The 17,276-nt window shown below is 41.5% G+C and carries 16 protein-coding genes and 1 pseudogene; all 17 read right to left on the bottom strand.

What is annotated here, in order from left to right; translation table 11 throughout:
• Position 1 precedes the first annotated feature (1 nt).
• The gene (locus tag GMD4S_RS01290; protein ID WP_000567923.1) at positions 2–388 is read right to left on the bottom strand and encodes a Mini-ribonuclease 3; all 387 of its coding nucleotides are present in this window, start codon (positions 386–388) and stop codon (positions 2–4) included.
• Positions 381–1,724 (bottom strand): cysteine--tRNA ligase, encoded by a 1,344-nt coding sequence (cysS, locus tag GMD4S_RS01285; RefSeq protein WP_000591105.1) that lies wholly within the window; start codon positions 1,722–1,724, stop codon positions 381–383. Before cysS ends, GMD4S_RS01290 begins: the two co-directional genes overlap by 8 nt.
• A gap of 17 nt (positions 1,725–1,741) precedes the next feature.
• Positions 1,742–2,263, bottom strand: a complete 522-nt coding sequence (locus tag GMD4S_RS01280; protein WP_000301980.1) for a dihydrofolate reductase family protein — start codon at positions 2,261–2,263, stop codon at positions 1,742–1,744.
• Positions 2,264–2,271: 8 nt separating this feature from the next.
• Positions 2,272–3,036, bottom strand: a complete 765-nt coding sequence (locus GMD4S_RS01275; RefSeq protein WP_000923409.1) for a nucleoside phosphorylase — start codon at positions 3,034–3,036, stop codon at positions 2,272–2,274.
• Between the two features lie 13 nt (positions 3,037–3,049).
• A complete protein-coding gene (locus tag GMD4S_RS01270; RefSeq protein WP_008280814.1) occupies positions 3,050–3,250 on the bottom strand; it encodes a YdeI/OmpD-associated family protein in 201 nt (66 codons plus the stop codon).
• Between the two features lie 49 nt (positions 3,251–3,299).
• Positions 3,300–3,917, bottom strand: a complete 618-nt coding sequence (cysE, locus tag GMD4S_RS01265) for a serine O-acetyltransferase (RefSeq protein WP_000539955.1) — start codon at positions 3,915–3,917, stop codon at positions 3,300–3,302.
• A gap of 15 nt (positions 3,918–3,932) precedes the next feature.
• A complete protein-coding gene (gene pnp, locus GMD4S_RS01260; protein ID WP_000166425.1) occupies positions 3,933–6,146 on the bottom strand; it encodes a polyribonucleotide nucleotidyltransferase in 2,214 nt (737 codons plus the stop codon).
• A gap of 580 nt (positions 6,147–6,726) precedes the next feature.
• Positions 6,727–7,593, bottom strand: coding sequence for a methylenetetrahydrofolate reductase [NAD(P)H] (gene metF / locus GMD4S_RS01255; protein WP_008284314.1), 867 nt, complete (start codon positions 7,591–7,593; stop codon positions 6,727–6,729).
• A 94-nt stretch (positions 7,594–7,687) separates the two neighbouring features.
• Positions 7,688–9,937, bottom strand: a complete 2,250-nt coding sequence (gene metE, locus GMD4S_RS01250; protein ID WP_000108231.1) for a 5-methyltetrahydropteroyltriglutamate--homocysteine S-methyltransferase — start codon at positions 9,935–9,937, stop codon at positions 7,688–7,690.
• Between the two features lie 260 nt (positions 9,938–10,197).
• Positions 10,198–10,491, bottom strand: a complete 294-nt coding sequence (locus GMD4S_RS01245; protein ID WP_000797741.1) for a helix-turn-helix domain-containing protein — start codon at positions 10,489–10,491, stop codon at positions 10,198–10,200.
• Positions 10,481–10,846: pseudogene (locus GMD4S_RS01240) on the bottom strand (type II toxin-antitoxin system RelE/ParE family toxin). Before GMD4S_RS01240 ends, GMD4S_RS01245 begins: the two are co-directional and overlap by 11 nt.
• Before the next feature lie 156 nt (positions 10,847–11,002).
• Positions 11,003–11,368 (bottom strand): TIGR02328 family protein, encoded by a 366-nt coding sequence (locus GMD4S_RS01235; RefSeq protein ID WP_001241798.1) that lies wholly within the window; start codon positions 11,366–11,368, stop codon positions 11,003–11,005.
• A complete protein-coding gene (locus GMD4S_RS01230) occupies positions 11,352–11,756 on the bottom strand; it encodes a YbgA family protein (protein ID WP_000435150.1) in 405 nt (134 codons plus the stop codon). Before GMD4S_RS01230 ends, GMD4S_RS01235 begins: the two co-directional genes overlap by 17 nt.
• A 92-nt stretch (positions 11,757–11,848) precedes the next feature.
• On the bottom strand, positions 11,849–13,450 hold the full coding sequence (locus tag GMD4S_RS01225) for a type I restriction-modification system subunit M (protein WP_000450455.1): 1,602 nt from the start codon (positions 13,448–13,450) through the stop codon (positions 11,849–11,851).
• 43 nt (positions 13,451–13,493) lie between these two features.
• On the bottom strand, positions 13,494–14,249 hold the full coding sequence (locus GMD4S_RS01220) for a hypothetical protein (protein WP_000255407.1): 756 nt from the start codon (positions 14,247–14,249) through the stop codon (positions 13,494–13,496).
• Between the two features lie 18 nt (positions 14,250–14,267).
• Entirely contained in the window at positions 14,268–16,049 is a 1,782-nt protein-coding gene (locus tag GMD4S_RS01215) for a P-loop NTPase fold protein (protein WP_000138469.1), read from the bottom strand.
• Between the two features lie 28 nt (positions 16,050–16,077).
• Entirely contained in the window at positions 16,078–17,274 is a 1,197-nt protein-coding gene (locus GMD4S_RS01210) for a haloacid dehalogenase-like hydrolase (RefSeq protein WP_001113489.1), read from the bottom strand.
• Positions 17,275–17,276: the final 2 nt, after the last annotated feature.

Here is a 17,276-nt window from a genome sequence, read left to right as displayed (position 1 = left end):
TCTACGCCTCCACTTTTTGGATACACCACGAAATCAAGGTCTCTAGACGCTCCATATCTTCAGTCAGATGAAGATAACCCATGACCGCTTCAAAGCCAGTCGACATCCGATAAGTTACGACATCCGCATTTTTAGCCTTTGTGTGGCTATTGGTATTGCGCCCACGTTTATAGATTTCTTCTTCTTTTTCCGTTAAAACTTGCTCCTCCAACATCAGGGAAATCAGGCGAGCCTGAGCCTTGGCCGATACATACTTGGTCGCCTCTTGGTGAAGTTTATTGGGCTTGGTCATGCCTTTTAGGATGAGGTGACGGCGAATATACATAGAATACACCGCATCCCCTTCAAAGGCTAGAGCAATTCCGTTAATGAGATTGACATCAATCACGTGTCCACCTCACTCCATCTTTGGTGTCAAGGAGCTTAATCCCTTGAGCAGCCAGTTGGTCACGGATTTGGTCTGCTGTCGCAAAGTCACGATTAGCACGCGATTCTTGGCGTTTTTGGATCAAGGCTTCAATTTCTGCATCCAAAACTTCCTCAACAAAGACAATTCCGAAGACTTCTAACATGGCCGCAAGAGCTTCCTTAACACTTGCATCATAGTTGCCTGAATTGATCCATTTGGCCATTTCAAAAATAACTGTGATACCATTGGCAGCGTTGAAATCCTCATCCATAGCGGCAACAAACTTATCTTTAAAAGCCTGTAACTCTTGAGCATCTACAGTCCCAGAAAATGGTTGCTCATAGGTGTTCTTTAGATACTTGAGATTGGTCTCGGCATCACGCACTGCTTTTTCTGTAAAGTTGATCGGCTTGCGGTAATGCTGAGTCGCAAAGAAGAAACGAAGTACTTGCCCATCAATGGTCTTAAGAGCATCATGCACGGTAATAAAGTTGCCCAAGGACTTGGACATCTTGACATTATCGATATTGACAAAACCATTGTGCATCCAGTAGTTGGCAAAGATCTTGCCTGTTTTGGCTTCTGACTGGGCAATTTCGTTGGTATGGTGAGGAAACTCCAGATCAGCTCCCCCACCGTGGATATCAATGGTATCGCCCAAAATCTCTGTTGACATGACCGAACACTCGATATGCCAGCCCGGACGACCAGGTCCCCAAGGACTGTCCCAAGAAATCTCGCCTGGTTTTACAGCTTTCCAAAGGGCAAAGTCTACAGGATTTTCCTTGCGAGCCGTTTCTTCATCGGTACGACCTGATGCACCTAGCTCCAAATCTTCCAAGGTTTTGTTAGCCAACTTAGCATAGTTATGGGATTTTTCCACTCGGAAGTAAACATCTCCTTGACTCTCGTAGGCATAACCTTTTTCAATCAAGTCTTCCACAAAACGAATGATGTCAGCCATAAACTCTACTACACGCGGATGACGAGTCGCAGGTTTCACGCCCAAAGCCGTCACATCCTCACGAAAGGCAGCGATGTACTTGTCCGCAACCTCCAGAGGCGTGATACCTTCTTCCTTGGCACGGTTGATAATCTTATCGTCTACATCCGTGAAATTGGAAATATAGGCAACTTCGTAGCCACGGTATTCGAAATAACGACGAATGGTATCAAAAGCTACTGTTGAGCGGGCATTGCCGACATGGATATAGTTGTATACAGTTGGCCCACAGACATACATCTTAACCTTGCCGTCCTCAATAGGTACAAATTCTCGCAAATCACGAGACATGGTGTCATAAATTTTAATCATGCGGTCCACTCCCTTCTCTATTTCTGACTTTTTCGGCTGAAAACCAGCTCTGCAAAAGGGCCAAATTGTCTGAGGCTATCCAGTTGGTAAAAGCGCTGCCCTTCCTCTTGAGTAAAGAGGGGAACTCCCTTTCCTAGGATAAGGGGCGCTATCTGAATAATGAGGTGGTCGAAAAGATCCGCATCCAAGAGCGGTCCTACCAAGGAATTACCACCAATCACAAAGACATTTTTGCCTTTGTCAATCTGTTGAACAAAGTCCACCACATCCCCAGCTACTGGCTGGTAATTGCTGACAGGCAGGTGCCTATCATGTGTAAAGACATAGTTTTCCGTAGCTTGATAAAAACTTTCTACATCTTGCAAATCTTGGATTTCCTCAAAGGTCCGCTTGCCCATGATGGTGATATCCATTTGCCTGTAAAAGTCATCATAGCCTGTATCCTCTACAGAACCAAGCTGATGCAGCCAGTCTATCCTGTGCTGACTGTCTGCCAAGTAGCCATCCATGGTGATACAGCCGTAAAAATATACTGCCATTCTTGTAGTTACCTTTCTAGTTCCTCGGCTATTATCAAAGCGATAGTGAAAAAAGTCATGGCATCAGCTGTCCGCTCTTCATGGCGGGCATCCCAGATTCGGTTATGATGATCCACATAGTCAGCTGTGTAGAAGAACTGATAGACTTTACTCTTGCGAAATTGACTCCAAGCCATGATAGCTGAAGCTTCCATGTCCACCACTTTGGCTCCAGCAGCCAAGCGACGCTTGACCTTATCAGGCGTTTCTCGATAAAAGGCATCAGTCGTCCAAGACTTGGTGCGGATATGTTCGATATTGTGCTTGTCAAAGATGGCTTCCAGCTCGATCAGCAGAGACTCGTCATAGGCGACTTCGTCACCCGGTGGGGCATAGTGATAGCTAGTTCCTTCATCACGCAATGCAGCTGCAGGCAGAATAATCTTGTCAGCCTCAATTGAGCGGTCCAAAACGCCACAGGAACCTAAAATGATGAAATTTTTGAAGCCTCTGGCCGCCAACTCCTCCAGCTGGCCGACTATCATGGGAGCCCCAATTGGAGCCAACATAACTGCTAGCTTGCTAGGTCCTTGGCCATAAATATACCATGGATGATGGCCGTTTATGCTTTTCAAATAGCCTCCCTGATAGACATTTTCTGACTCAATCAAACGTTTCAGAATCTCGCCATTAAAGGACAGGATGATGGTTTCGCACACCTCACCCTTGTCAGGGACTGGCTTTTCAGTTGGCTCAATAACTGCTGCTACATCTTCAAATTCCTCTAATAGCATAACTTCTCTTTCTTTAAGGCTTCAGCAAATCCGCCTTCATTTTATTTAGACGGCGCAGTTTGGTCTCATCTTTTTTGGCTTCACTGATATAATGAGCCCATTCACGCTGGTGGCTAGGTGGCAGTTTAATAAAGCGCTCCTTAGCAAGACCATCCAAGCGTTCTTGCAACTCAAGAACTGCCTGGTTCAAAATTGCATCTGATAAATCTGACATAGTTCTTACCTCCTGTCATACTTCACCTCGATAACTTTGCTACCCTATCCTACAGACTTGATGAATGGTGACTGGCTTCACGGGCATGTTCTAGCTTGTCTAGATAGTATTCTCGTTTTTCTTCAACTTCGTGGATCATCGGCTCATCTTTCTGTCCATGAACTCGGACGATCTTAGCTGGGATTCCGACAACTGTCACATCGCTCGGAACATCTGCCACAACCACTGCACCCGCCCCAACTTTGGCTTTCTCTCCAATTTCAATAGGGCCAATCACCTGAGCATGGGCTGAAATCAGCGCCCCTTTTCGGACAGTCGGATGGCGTTTACCAACATCCTTCCCTGTTCCACCAAGAGTCACTCCGTGATAGAGAAGAACGCCTTTTTCAACAATCGCCGTCTCTCCAATCACCAAGCCTGAGCCATGGTCGATAAAAACACCTGATTCTATCTGAGCACCCGGATGAATCTCTATCTGAGTCCAAAAGCGCCAAAACTGACTATGCAGCCGAGCCAGGAGTTTGAAGCCGTGCTTCCAGAGAAAATGCGAGAAACGGTGGGCAGCTAAGGCCTTGACACCTGGATAAGTCAGCAAAACTTCCAAACTGTTGCGTGCCGCTGGATCATTTTCTTTTACAATATCAATGGTTTCGCGCCACCATCCCATACATTTCTCCTTTTCTTATTCTGAATCTTTTGGTGTTTCTGTAAATTCTTTCTTAGGTTTGTGGTCCTTGTGATGACGTGGACGGTGAGGTCGCTCAGACTTTTCGCCTTTTTCATCATGATCAGGTTTTGGAGGACGAGGAAGAAGAGCCTTCATAGAGGCATCGATACGGCCTTTTTCATCAATCTTGATAACCTTAACGTCGACTTCATCACCGATAGCTACCAAATCTTCGACACGGTTGGTACGAGTCCAAGCCATTTCAGAAATGTGCACAAGTGCATCTGTCTTATCAAAGAGGTTGACAAAGGCACCAAATTTCTCGATACGAACAACCTTAGCATGGTAAACTTCATCCACTTTGGCTTCACGAACCAAGCCAGCGATGATTTCTTTGGTTCGGTTAATAGCAGCTTGGTCGCTAGAGTAGATAGAAACATTACCTTCTTCGTCGATATCAATCTTAACGCCTGTTTCAGCGATAATTTTGTCGATGGTTTCTCCACCCTTACCGATGACAATCTTGATCTTGTCCACATCAATCTTGATAGTATCAATTTTCGGTGCAGTTGGAGCCAATTCTGGACGAACTTCTGGAATAGTTGCTTCAATCACATCAAGGATTTCAAAACGAGCTTTCTTGGCTTGAGCAAGGGCCTCAGTCAAGATTTGTGCAGTAATCCCTTGGATCTTGATATCCATTTGAAGGGCTGTAATCCCGTCACGAGTACCGGCAACCTTAAAGTCCATGTCTCCAAAGTGGTCTTCCAAACCTTGGATATCTGTCAATACAGTGTAGTTATTTCCATCTGAGATAAGTCCCATGGCAATACCAGCTACTGGCGCCTTGATTGGCACACCACCAGCCATAAGGGCGAGCGTTCCCGCACAGATAGAGGCTTGAGAAGATGAACCGTTTGATTCTAACACTTCAGCTACCAAGCGAATCGCGTATGGAAATTCTTCCAAACTTGGCAAGACTTGAGCAAGAGCACGTTCACCGAGAGCCCCATGACCAATTTCACGACGACCAGGCGCACCGTAACGACCAGTTTCCCCTACAGAGTATTGAGGGAAGTTATAGTGGTGCATAAAGCGTTTCTTGTACTCTGGATCCAAACCATCAATGATTTGAGTTTCACCCATTGGAGCCAAAGTCAAAACTGAAAGAGCCTGAGTTTGTCCGCGAGTGAAGAGACCTGAACCGTGCACACGAGGAAGGAAGTCAACAACCGCATCCAAAGGACGGATTTCATCGACCTTACGCCCGTCAGGACGCACCTTGTCTTCTGTAATCAAACGGCGCACTTCAGCGTGTTCCATTTGTTCCAAGATTTCAGCCACATCACGCATAATACGGTCAAATTCTTCGTGGTCTGCATATTTTTCTTCATACACCGCAGTCACTTGGTCTTTAACTGCTTGAGTCGCAGCTTCTCGAGCCAATTTTTCTTCTACTTGGACAGCTTTTTGGAGGTCACTGTTGTAGGCTGCGATGATTTCAGCCTGCAAGTCAGCGTCTACATGAAGCAATTCCACTTCTGCTTTTTCCTTACCAACTGCCGCAACGATTTCTTCTTGGAAGGCAATCAATTCTTTGACTGCTTCGTGCCCTTTGAGAAGGGCTTCCAACATGATTTCTTCTGACAATTCTTTGGCACCAGACTCTACCATGTTGATGGCGTGTTTGGTACCAGCTACTGTCAATTCAAGGAGAGATTGCTCTGCTTGTTCTTGCGTAGGGTTGATGATGATTTGACCATCTACATAGCCCACTTGCACCCCAGCAATTGGTCCGTCAAACGGAATATCTGAGATAGAAAGTGCCAAGGATGAACCAAACATAGCCGCCATTGGAGCAGAGGCATTTTCATCATAAGAAAGGACGGTGTTGATAACTTGGACTTCGTTACGGAAACCTTCCGCAAACATAGGACGGATTGGACGGTCAATCAAACGCGCTGTCAAAGTCGCATCTGTTGAAGGACGTCCTTCACGTTTCATAAAGCCACCAGGAAACTTCCCAGCCGCATACATTTTTTCTTCGTAGTTGACTTGAAGAGGGAAGAAATCCCCAGTTGCCATTTTCTTAGACATAACGGCAGCAGTCAAGACAGTTGACTCACCGTAACGCACGACAACAGAGCCATTTGCTTGCTTAGCAACCTGACCAGTCTCTACAATTAACTCACGACCAGCAAAAGTCGTTTGAAACACTTGTTTTGTCATTTTAATCCCCTTTGGATTGATGAAATTATACGCCTTGCCTACAAAGATCAAGATACTAAAGTCGCAAAAAGCAAAGTAAAAATAGGAAACTGGCGAAGTCTTCGATAAAGACAAGACAGTTTATCTTTTTTACACAGCTTTTCGGCCGTGTTCAATTACTCATGATTGCATAAATTAACGCAGTGTGCGATGCACACCAGGAAATCTATCTTTTTCACTAGGGATTTAGCCCGTGTTCAACTATCAAGATACAAATCATTAGAAAGGTTTGATGCTAAAGCATCTAATCCTTTCACGCTAATCGCTATTAGGCGATTAGCTAAATACTTTACTAACTCTCTCGTCAAATAACATCGATTTGACTCGTTCGTGTCGCTCAAACTAAATACTGAAAAGAACAAATTATGAAAAAATTTCTATCATAAAATTGAGAATCGACAAAGCCTTTAAAACTTTTATACCCTCATCTTTGTATCAAGTACGTACAGAGTCTATTTTATCATATTTTTCTTAAAAAGTGCGGGCTTTTCTATTAAAAAGGAACCATTCCCCTCACCTGAGAAGAATGGTTTGCTTTTTATTATCCTAAAGACTGATGGTTGAACAAGGCATGGGTTGCTTGGTGGATGTATTTTGCTGTTTCAGCATTGTTCATGGTGTAGAGATGCACACCAGCAACATCCTGAGTTACCAAGTCCACGATCTGATCCACGGCATAGGCAAGTCCTGCTGCTCTGAGCGACTCAGGGTCATGCTCATACTTGTCTAAGATGGCCTTAAATTTACGTGGAAGATGGATATTCTCACAAGTCTTCAAGAGACGAAGCGCTTGATTTCGATTCAGAATTGGCATAATCCCCGCATGAATAGGAACATCAATCCCTGCCAAGGTACACTTGTCTTGAAAATCGTAGAAGCGCTCATTGTCAAAGAAAAGTTGCGTTACGAGACTGGAACAACCTGAATCCACTTTCTTCTTGAGGTTTTGAATATCCGAGATTTGGTTTGGAGAGTCAGGGTGTCCCTCTGGATAACAAGCACCAACAATATCAAAGTGAGGGGCTTGTTCCTTGATGAACTCGATCAAATCCGTTGCGTAGCGGAAATCCTTTTGTGGCTCCACATCAGGGATAATATCCCCACGCAAGGCCAAGATTTTCTGTACCCCAACCTTATCCAAGTCTGCAATGGTTTCAGCAACTTTGTCCTTGGTCAGATAGATAGCTGGCAAGTGGGCAATGGTTGGAATCGCCAAGTCATTCTGGATAAAGTCAGCCAAACGAACCGTTGTTTCCTTGATATTAAATTTATTATTGCTGGCAGTCACACTGATAAAGTGCGGTGTCAGCTCCCGCATATCCTGCAAGGCTGAAATAATTTTATCATTACCCACAGCTGGGTTTGGAGGGAACACTTCAAATGAAAGTGACGGAGTTTGGCGTGACATAATCATTATCCTTTTCTTTTTGATTTCATGATTGCTGAGCCAGCTAGGGCCAAGCAGTTCCTTGATCAGTCAGTGTCAAGAGAGAAATCTTATCTTACAATTTCTCACGCGCAGCTTTAGCTGCTTCGACAAGGCGGATCAAGCTTTCTTTTGTTTCTGGAATACCACGTGTTTTCAAACCACAGTCAGGGTTGATCCAAACTTTCTTGCTTGGAACTTTGGCAAGAATAGCATCGATTGTGTGGTCGATTTCGCCTTCATTAGGCACACGAGGAGAGTGGATATCGTAAACCCCAGGTCCCACTTCTGTTTGGAAGTTTTTCGCTTTGAGTTCGTCCAAGATTTCAAGGTTTGAACGGCTTGCTTCAAAGGAAATAACGTCCGCATCCATGTTGTCGATAGCTGGGATGATATCTGTAAATTCTGAGTAACACATGTGGGTGTGGATTTGAGTGTCTGGCGCTACTGTAGAGTGTACCAAGCGGAAGGCTGGAATAGCCCAGTCAAGGTAGTCTTCATACCAGTCGCTACGACGGAGTGGCAATTTCTCACGAAGAGCAGCCTCGTCGATTTGGATGATTTTCACACCTGCAGCTTCAAGGTCAAGAACTTCATCCTTAATAGCAAGGGCGATTTGAAGAGTTGAGTCCTTGATAGAGATGTCTTCACGTGGGAATGACCAGTTAAGGATAGTAACAGGTCCTGTCAACATACCTTTAACAGGTTTGTCAGTACGGCTTTGTGCGTAGCTAGACCATTTGACAGTGATAGGGTTAAGACGAGTTACATCACCCCAGATGATTGGTGGTTTCACCCCACGCATACCGTATGATTGTACCCAACCATTCTTAGAGAAGAGGTAACCGGACAAGTTTTGACCGAAGTACTCAACCATGTCGTTACGCTCGAATTCACCGTGTACAAGTACGTCAAATCCAACTTCTTCTTGCCATTTGATCCATTCGTCGATTTGCTCTGCCAAGAACTTGTCATAGTCTTCTGCTGACAACTCTCCCTTACGGAAGGCCAAACGTTTGGCACGAACTTCCTTAGTTTGAGGGAATGAACCGATGGTTGTTGTTGGAAGATCTGGAAGTTTGAATGCTTCTTCTTGAATAGCTTCACGTTCTGCAAAGGCTGGCAAACGAGTGTAGTCTGCTTCTGTCAATCCAGCGATACGCGCACGAAGTTCTGCATTTTCACCCACACGTTCAGTCGCAAAGAGTTCTTTGTTAGCTGCAAGAGCTTCTGCGCCTTGACCATTGCGGATAGCATCCAAATCACGAATCTCATCCAATTTTTCAACTGCAAAGGCAAAGTGGTTCAAGATAGCTGGTTCAAATTCTTCGTTAGCTGTTGTAAATGGCACATGAAGAAGTGAGCATGAGCTTGTCAAAACAATGTTTTCAGCTGGGATTTGCTCAAGAACAGCCAAGCTCTTTTCGTAGTTGTTGCGCCAGATATTTTTACCATTGACGATACCTGCATAAAGAGTCTTGTCTGCTGGGAAACCACCTTTAACGAGTTCAAGAGTTTTCTTACCTTCAACGAAGTCCAAACCAATGGCATCTACTGGCAAGTTCACAAGATCAGTGTAGACATCACGAACATCACCGAAGTAAGTTTGAAGCAAGACTTCAAGACCTTTTTTGTCAGCCAAAAGCTTGTTGTAGAGGTTCAAGAAGAGAGCTTTTTCTTCAGCTGTCAAATCTTTTACAAGAGCAGCTTCGTCGAGTTGGATGCGAGTCGCACCAAGCTCCGCCAATTTAGCAAAAACTTCTTGGTATGCAGCCACTAAGCTATCTACGAAGTCTTCAGCTTTCACGCCTTCTTCAAAGTCTGACAATTGAAGGAAAGTGAATGGACCTACAAGAACAGGACGAGTGTTGAGACCAAGTTCTTTTGCTTCTTGGAACTCATCAAAGATCTTGTGACCAGCCAATTTAACTTGAGTGTCTTTTTCAAATTTAGGAACGATGTAGTGGTAGTTGGTGTTGAACCATTTCTTCATCGGAAGGGCACGAACATCCCCTTTTTCTCCTTGGTAACCACGTCCCAAAGCAAAGTAACGCTCAAGGTCAGACAAGTCCAAGTTTTGAACTGAAGCAGGTACCACGTTGAAAAGGAAAGCTGCATCTAGGAAGTTGTCATAGTGAGAAAAGTCATTTGAAGGGATTTCAGTGATGCCTTTTTCTTTGACAATGTTCCAGTGTTTAGCACGCAAGTCTTTTGCTGCTGCCAAGAGTTCTTCTTCTGAGATTTCTTTTCTAAAGTATTTTTCAGTTGTAAATTTTAATTCGCGGAATTCGCCCAAACGAGGGAAACCGATGATCGTAGTTGACATGATGTGTCCTCCAAAATTTGTTGTTGAAACTATCTTAACAGAAAAGAAAGGGTCTGTATAATTGTAAATAATTAGGCTTTGATATAGTTTGAAACTATATCATTCTTTTGGACAAAAGAAAAAGACTTGAGACCAGCGTCTCAAATCCTTTGTATCGCTTGTTTTGTGGCTGTATTTTAGTTGGAATGCTCAAACAAGCTATTGACGATTCTTATAAGTGACTATGGCTTGTTATTAGAAAAGACTATAGGTCAGTTTAATCAACTTTTTTCCTGTTCAAGTGGGACGACTGCTAGTGTCTTTCCTAAACTGGCTAAAACTCTTAAGACCGTATCCAACTGAGGACTGGTCTTTCCTGTCTCCATCCTAGCTATGACAGGCTGGCTTACTCCACTGAGTTCTTCTAGCTTTTTCTGACTGATACCTTGCTCATGTCTAGCTTCTATCAACTCACTCATGATGGCCACTCGCATATCACTTTCAAGGATTTCCTCCTTGGTAAAGAGTTCTTTTCGGACATCCTTCCAATTACTCCCAATGGCGCTATTTTTCATCACTTAACCCTCTTTCTTTTAAGTCCTTCAGTTCACGCTTGGCTTTATCAATCTCTCTCCTAGGAGTTTTCTGAGTCTTTTTAACAAAATGATGTAAAAGAACAAAACTCCCATCAAACCACGCTACAAATAAAATCCTATCCCTCAGAGGTCTTAGTTCCTAAATTTCATCTTCCAAATGTTTGATATAGGGTTCACCAGCTCTAGTCCCATGCTGACTCAACAACTCAATATAGTCATTTAATTTATTGAGTTTGATGCGACTATCCTTACTTTTCTGACTAGCCAATTCTCTCATATAATCTAAGACTGGCTCATTTCCATTTTTGTCCTTATAGAAGTAAATTGTATGCACCAAGTAGCCTCTTTCTAATTAAATTATAACTCAAAAGTTATTAAAAGCAAATTCTAATATTCATAAAAAGGAGACCTTAGAATCATTCTAAAGGTCTCATCTTTATTATTCGAAAAAATTACGAGAAGAGTTATAATGTGGAGCTAATCCTGACTCTTACACCAACTCAATGCCTTTCTCTCGGAGATTAGCCAGACATTCCTCATAGTATCCTGCATCATGCTCACTGTAGACGGGATTGTCCAACTTCTCCTCAGGCAAGTCTTCATAGGGAGGGCAGGTTTTGCCACGGTAGTCCTTGTCCAGCCACTCTGGACTGACATTGTAGCCACGGCCAGCCATCTCCTCCATGATCAAGCGATGATAGGCATAGAGACGATAGGGCGAGTGGGTAAAGACATAGTCCACCGTCGCATGCTTTCTGCCCCAGCCATTGCCACGCAGGGCGCAGCACTCTCGATGTTGCCCCAAGAGCTGCGGACGGGGAAGTTGTGAAATCAAAGCCTCATGCCAAAGTCTCATGGGTGTCTCCTTTCAGTAAAGTCGAATGTTGCAAGTAGGTATTGGGATAGCGATTAAGCAAGTCTCGAGTCTTAGCAATCAAGTCTTCCTTGGAAGCCTGACCAAAGCGATAGCGATCAAGCAAGAGCATATAGTCCTTGCGCTCAACATCTGTCGCTTTCTTTTTGAAATAGCCCCAAATATGCTGAAAGGCATTGCAAACCTGACCCCTGTGTTCTGGGATCTGGCAGGCACGGTCAATCATCTCTTGAACCTGACTCAGCTCCACCTGTTCATTCTTCAAGTATTGGCGAATCTCATTGTAAATATTGCTGGAATGGCTCAAAACGAGGTATTTGTTTCTAGCCCAGAGTTGTTGGCACTGGGATTTTTGGTTAATTTGTTCCATGTTTCTCCTTACTTTCTATCCGTTTCCAGGAAATATGGAAACAAAGTTGTATCCTAAAAATGAGCGAATTATGAGCGAATCAATTACACTCATCACCCTTTAAAGTTTTTCAAAAACTCTTTGAGCTCAGCATCAGCTTCTGGTGTGGTTCCGTGGAGTTGGTTCAACATTTCAAGTAGAGAAGCTGTTTGGCTTTCGATAGCTTGATTTGTCTCGTTAATCTTGCTGACGATATCAGTTAGTGGTTCAACTTCTTCTTCCTCAAAGGTATCTACATAGCGAGGGATATTGAGGTTATAGTCATTTTCGACAATTTCTTCATAGCTCGCCAGATGGGCAAACTTATCCATCTCCTCACGAGACTTGTAGGCTTCCAGAATCTTCTCGATATGGGCATCCGTCATGATATTTTGGTTTTTGCCCTTATCAAACTCCTTAGAGGCATCGATAAAGTAGACATCACGATTGGTACGATTCTTTTTGAGAATGATAACCGTAGTCGGAATGCTGGTGTTAAAGAAGATATTGGCTGGTAGACCGATAACCGTGTCAATAGCTCCTTCTTCTAACAAGGCCTTGCGAATGGTTCCCTCCGCATTGCCACGGAAAAGAACACCGTGAGGAAGGACGATAGCCATGACCCCATTATCCTGCTTGAGGTGGTAATATCCATGCAGGAGAAAGGCAAAGTCAGCCTTAGACTGGGGTGCCAGTTTCCCAAAAGGAGAGAAACGAGGATCATTCAGGAAGCCAGAGCTTGCTGACCACTTGGCAGAGTATGGAGGGTTCATGAGAACACCGTCAAAGTTGGTCGGTTCCTGTGTCGGCCAGTCTTCATCCAGTGTATCGGCATTGTGGAGAAATTGATTCTCAACTGGAACCCCGTGTAGGATCATATTCATCCGTGCTAGGTTATAAGTCGAGGTATTGAGCTCCTGACCAAAGTAGACAACTGTCTGCGGTTTATGAGAATATTTCTTGGCATTAAGCAAAAGAGAGCCAGACCCCATAGTCGCATCATAGATAGTAAAACCTAGCTGGTCTTCACGACCCAAAAAGGCAATCTGAGTCATAAGCTTGGCAACAGGCTGAGGCGTATAGAACTCACCAGCTTTCTTACCCGAGTCAGTCGCAAACTGACCGATCAGATACTCATAGGCATCCCCCAACATATCACCAGCATGACCAGCCACATCTAGCATAGCCAACTCTTTCATGACCGCTGCTACCGTTTGGTTTTGCTTTTGCGGAGTCGCCCCTAGCTTTTTAGAGTAAAGGTCGATATCTTCAAAGAGGTTTTCATAAAGGTCGTCGCTTTGCTCGATATCACGAAAACCTTGAGCTAGATCTTCCAGCTGGAAAGTTCCCTCATTGACACGTGCTACCAGAGCCGTAAAGGTCAAGTGTGGCTTGATGATGTAGTTAAGCTCATCATTCATAACAGAGACCAGATCCTCATGGGTATCCGCATCCTCGTAGTAGTTACGATAGACCTCAAGGGCATCCTCAAGACTATCCGTCCCCTCTTCCATGGTCTCCGCCACGAAAAAGAGCATCTTGTCAGACAGGTACTTATAAAAGACCATGCCCAAAAGATAGGACTTGTAGTCATTGGCATCCATCTTGGAGCGGAGAACATCCGCTGAATTCCACAGGGCTTGGTAGAGCGACTGGGACGTTTGTGTTGTTTCCATAATGTTTCTTTCTAAGTTTTGCAATTTATTTTTAAACAAGCATTCATTTATAACAAATCACTTCATTTTCAATCGTTTGAATCAAATCTAAAGGAATAGAAGAGACTGGAAGTTGATAAACGATATTTTTTCGAGGGTTATAAAATCCAAGATTTTCGATAGACAGGAAGTCAGGGTCAAAGGAATGTAGGCCCATGATATAGTAGACAAGGACTTGTAGTGTATGGTCTTTATTAGGAGCTGTTTTAGTCACCTTAAAATCCCACAGTGTATCCTTGGTCAGAAAATCTCCATCACCCTTATCAATCGTATCTGTATAGCCTCCCAAAAAGTTAAAACCATCCTTTACCAAAGGACCATAGAGGTCGAAAAAGCAAAGACTTCGTTCTACCATGATACGAATATTCTCTATCGTTTCTGCATCTACTATAATTTCCTCAAAAGGCTTATAATACTGTTTCCCTGCACGATAAACAACATCAAAAGAAACCAAACGACACGCACTTTCTATCGATAAATCGTCCAATCCTGTCACCAAATCGAGCAGTGCTTCTGCTAGGTCTCCCATACCAACCATCTGAGCTCCCTTTAGAGAAATTCTGAAAGCATCATGGGCTTCTGTCCCTTTCATAAAGCGTGTCAAGTAGTCCACACAAATCCCCACTAAACTAGGAGATAAAGACTCTACAGGATGCAGAACTCTATGGTCTTCGAACTGCTCTACTGAAAATAATTTGATGGGCAGATAACCACCTCGAGGTTGCTGAATGTCTTTTATACGTTGTGTTACTGATACCATGGCAACTCCTTTTAGCTTTTAATCTTCGAATTTGAATCCTTCTTTTTCAAGTTCGTTTAATCTTTCCTTAATACTTCCTTTTAAGAAAATAATATCTTCTTCGTCAGCATAAGTGTTAAAATCTTTTACAAAAATATATTCTTTATTTTTAGAATTATACCCAGGTTTATTCTGATCTTTATTACTTATAAATCCAAATTCTATCCAAAAACGGAGGAACTCTTCTGTACTTAGTTTCATTATGGCTCCCCAGATAGTATTGCTCCATTCATAAAATTGAAGTACTTTATCTAGTTCATACAAGTGAATCAAAATTACTATATATTTCCACCTGTATGATGGAAATTCTTTATCATCAGGACTTAATCCTGTATTAACACCTTCCATATCTTGATATCTAAAAATTTTATGTTTGAAAATAAAATAGAATATCTCGCTTACATCTGTTTTACCTAAAACACTCTTTAAAAATAAATAAGTCTTTTTAACTAATTCAATATTCACATCTTGAGTCCCTATCCTATATTCAGGAATTTCAGTCTTAACCTTCTTCTGCAAAATAAGATTTACTAGCAAGTTATCTTCACTGTGAGTTGATACTTTTAAAGCATTTGAAAACAATAAATCTTGTTGTTGATTAGTTAGTTTTTCGTATTCTCCATTGATAAAATCTCGGAAATCATTCTGTGAAAGTAAAATTTCATTAGAAAGCTGTCGTTCATCATCAATAATCTGAATCAATTCTCCAGTGAGTCTATTTGATGGTACTTCATTTATAAGGTAAGCTTCCTTATTTAAAAAATAACAACTAGGATATGAATTATTTTTTTCAAATAAAATATTATGAAGTTCTTTTAATATTAACGTTTTATTCGGATCTAATTTAATAGATCCTTTATCTTTCTTTAGACTTTCATAAAATTTTGGATAATATAGAAAAAGATATATAACAACAAGTTGTTGCTCAATTTGAACATATTTCTCTTTATTACGTCCAATCAATTCTAGATTAACATAATCATTAAAACGTTCTCTGTCTCGTAAATTTCTTTCATCTGTTATGAACGCCCTCTTAAATCCATCAGAAAGCTTTATTTCTAATCTCTTTTCCAATTGTTCGAAATAATCACTCCATATTTTTGTAGGATGGAGAACAAATGGCAACTCAATTCGTCGATCTATAATTTTTGAAAGATAATTACTCTCACTTCTATGGATTATCTCTATATCTCCAATAAAAATAATCGGAAGTTTTCCATTGAGTAAACTAAACAGTTTATAACTTGCTTCCTGTTGAGCTGGAGTCATCCTGTCAAAGTCGTCAACAACCAAGATTTTCTTCCTACATGAAAGATAATTTTTAGTCAACAACCAGCTATAAATTCCATCTGATTTTATTTTCAAAAACTGATGGATTGCAACTATTAAAGCAATTACTCCTGCAAACAAAACAACCCAATTAGGTACATAAGCACTTAGACCCAAATCAACTACATTAGTCATTAGGATTGATAATGCAATGCATAGAATTACAATTAATCTTAAGCCCCAATAAACAAATGGATGTAACCTCGCAAAAACTGTCTCTAGAGTTGATCGACTGTCATTTAATCTCCAAAAATCAATGATTACTAGTTTAACTTGTTTTGTATCGTCGACTTCTTTAAGAAAGGTAGACTTACCTGATCCCCAAGTACCATTAAGAAAATATGTCTTATTTTCTCTTAATAAATTTGCAAAATTTTTCGATGCAGTTGCGGTATCAATTTGATCTAATTTTATAAAATTATTTTCCGTCATAACCTACCTAATAATTCTCATCTACAATTTAAGATTCAAATTTTTGTTGAATATTTTCAACTTTGTCTCTAATTAACTCATCAGTATTGCTACCAAGTTGTTCAATAAGATACTGGTAAAACTTTTTAATATCTGGATCATTTAAAATATGCCATACCTGTGTATTTACTAGTGCAATTTCTAAGAGATCTTCCAATTCTTCATATTTCCAACTAGTATATTTTGATAACTTCTCAACAATAGCATGAGTATTTTTGAAACTACCACTACTTTCTAATGAGTTGATTAAATCTAATTTCTCTTGCTCTTCTTTTGGTTTAGCTTGTTCGATAGCTTCTTTTTGATTATTGTACTTTTTCTCATACAGTTTTTCATTGTATACAGTTTTATCAATAATCAATTTCACTAGTTCGTCAAGCTCACTACCCTCTGAATAGTCTGCAGGAGCAAAGTAAGAAATACGATTATCTCTCATCATTTTATAGACTTTATTCTTTGCCTTCAGTTCATCTTTTTCATCTGGATTAAAAACACCGACAGAATATCCACCTTGAGAATTCACCAATTTCATACAAGGAATATCTGTATCGCTATCACCTAAATAAATCATATTTCGAAATGGAACTCTGATTTCGTCAGGTGCGAAAGAATCATTAACCGCTTCATCATTAACATCAAGAACACCCTTTGAGATACGAAAAAGAAACTGTGTCTTATTAGTATAATTCACTACTTGAGCAGGCCAGACAGCAACTCCATCATCATCAAAATAGAAAGAAGTTGCGTATAGTTCTTTAAACTCTTTTGCAATTGTAGTTCCTTCTATCATCTCTTTTAAACCTGAAGATATAATATAATGCTCGACAATGATCCCTTTATCATACCCGTAGTCTCTTATGCGTTTAAACCAATCCTCTACTCCAGGAAAAAGTGCAACCTGAGATCCATACTCAGCTAACTTCTCTTTTGTAAAGACGATTTGCCCACGTGCTTTTTTCTTCATTGTATACATATAAGCAAGGTTCTTATCCATATTATTTGCCGTGGCACGACCATTTGACTCCTTCCAAAAATCACCAATCATATCGCTACCTTCTGGTTGTACTGTTTGGATATATCCTTGAGCCTGCATATTATCTGGAGAAAGTGTCTTATCAAAATCATAGCAAAGTGCAATAACAGGTCTATCTGTTTTCTTTTCACGGTTAAAAGTTGTATCTGGCATAG

The organism is Streptococcus sp. GMD4S (assembly GCF_000296955.1).
Note: the sequence above shows the minus strand (reverse complement) of the source record. Positions and strands in the feature narration are given on the sequence as shown.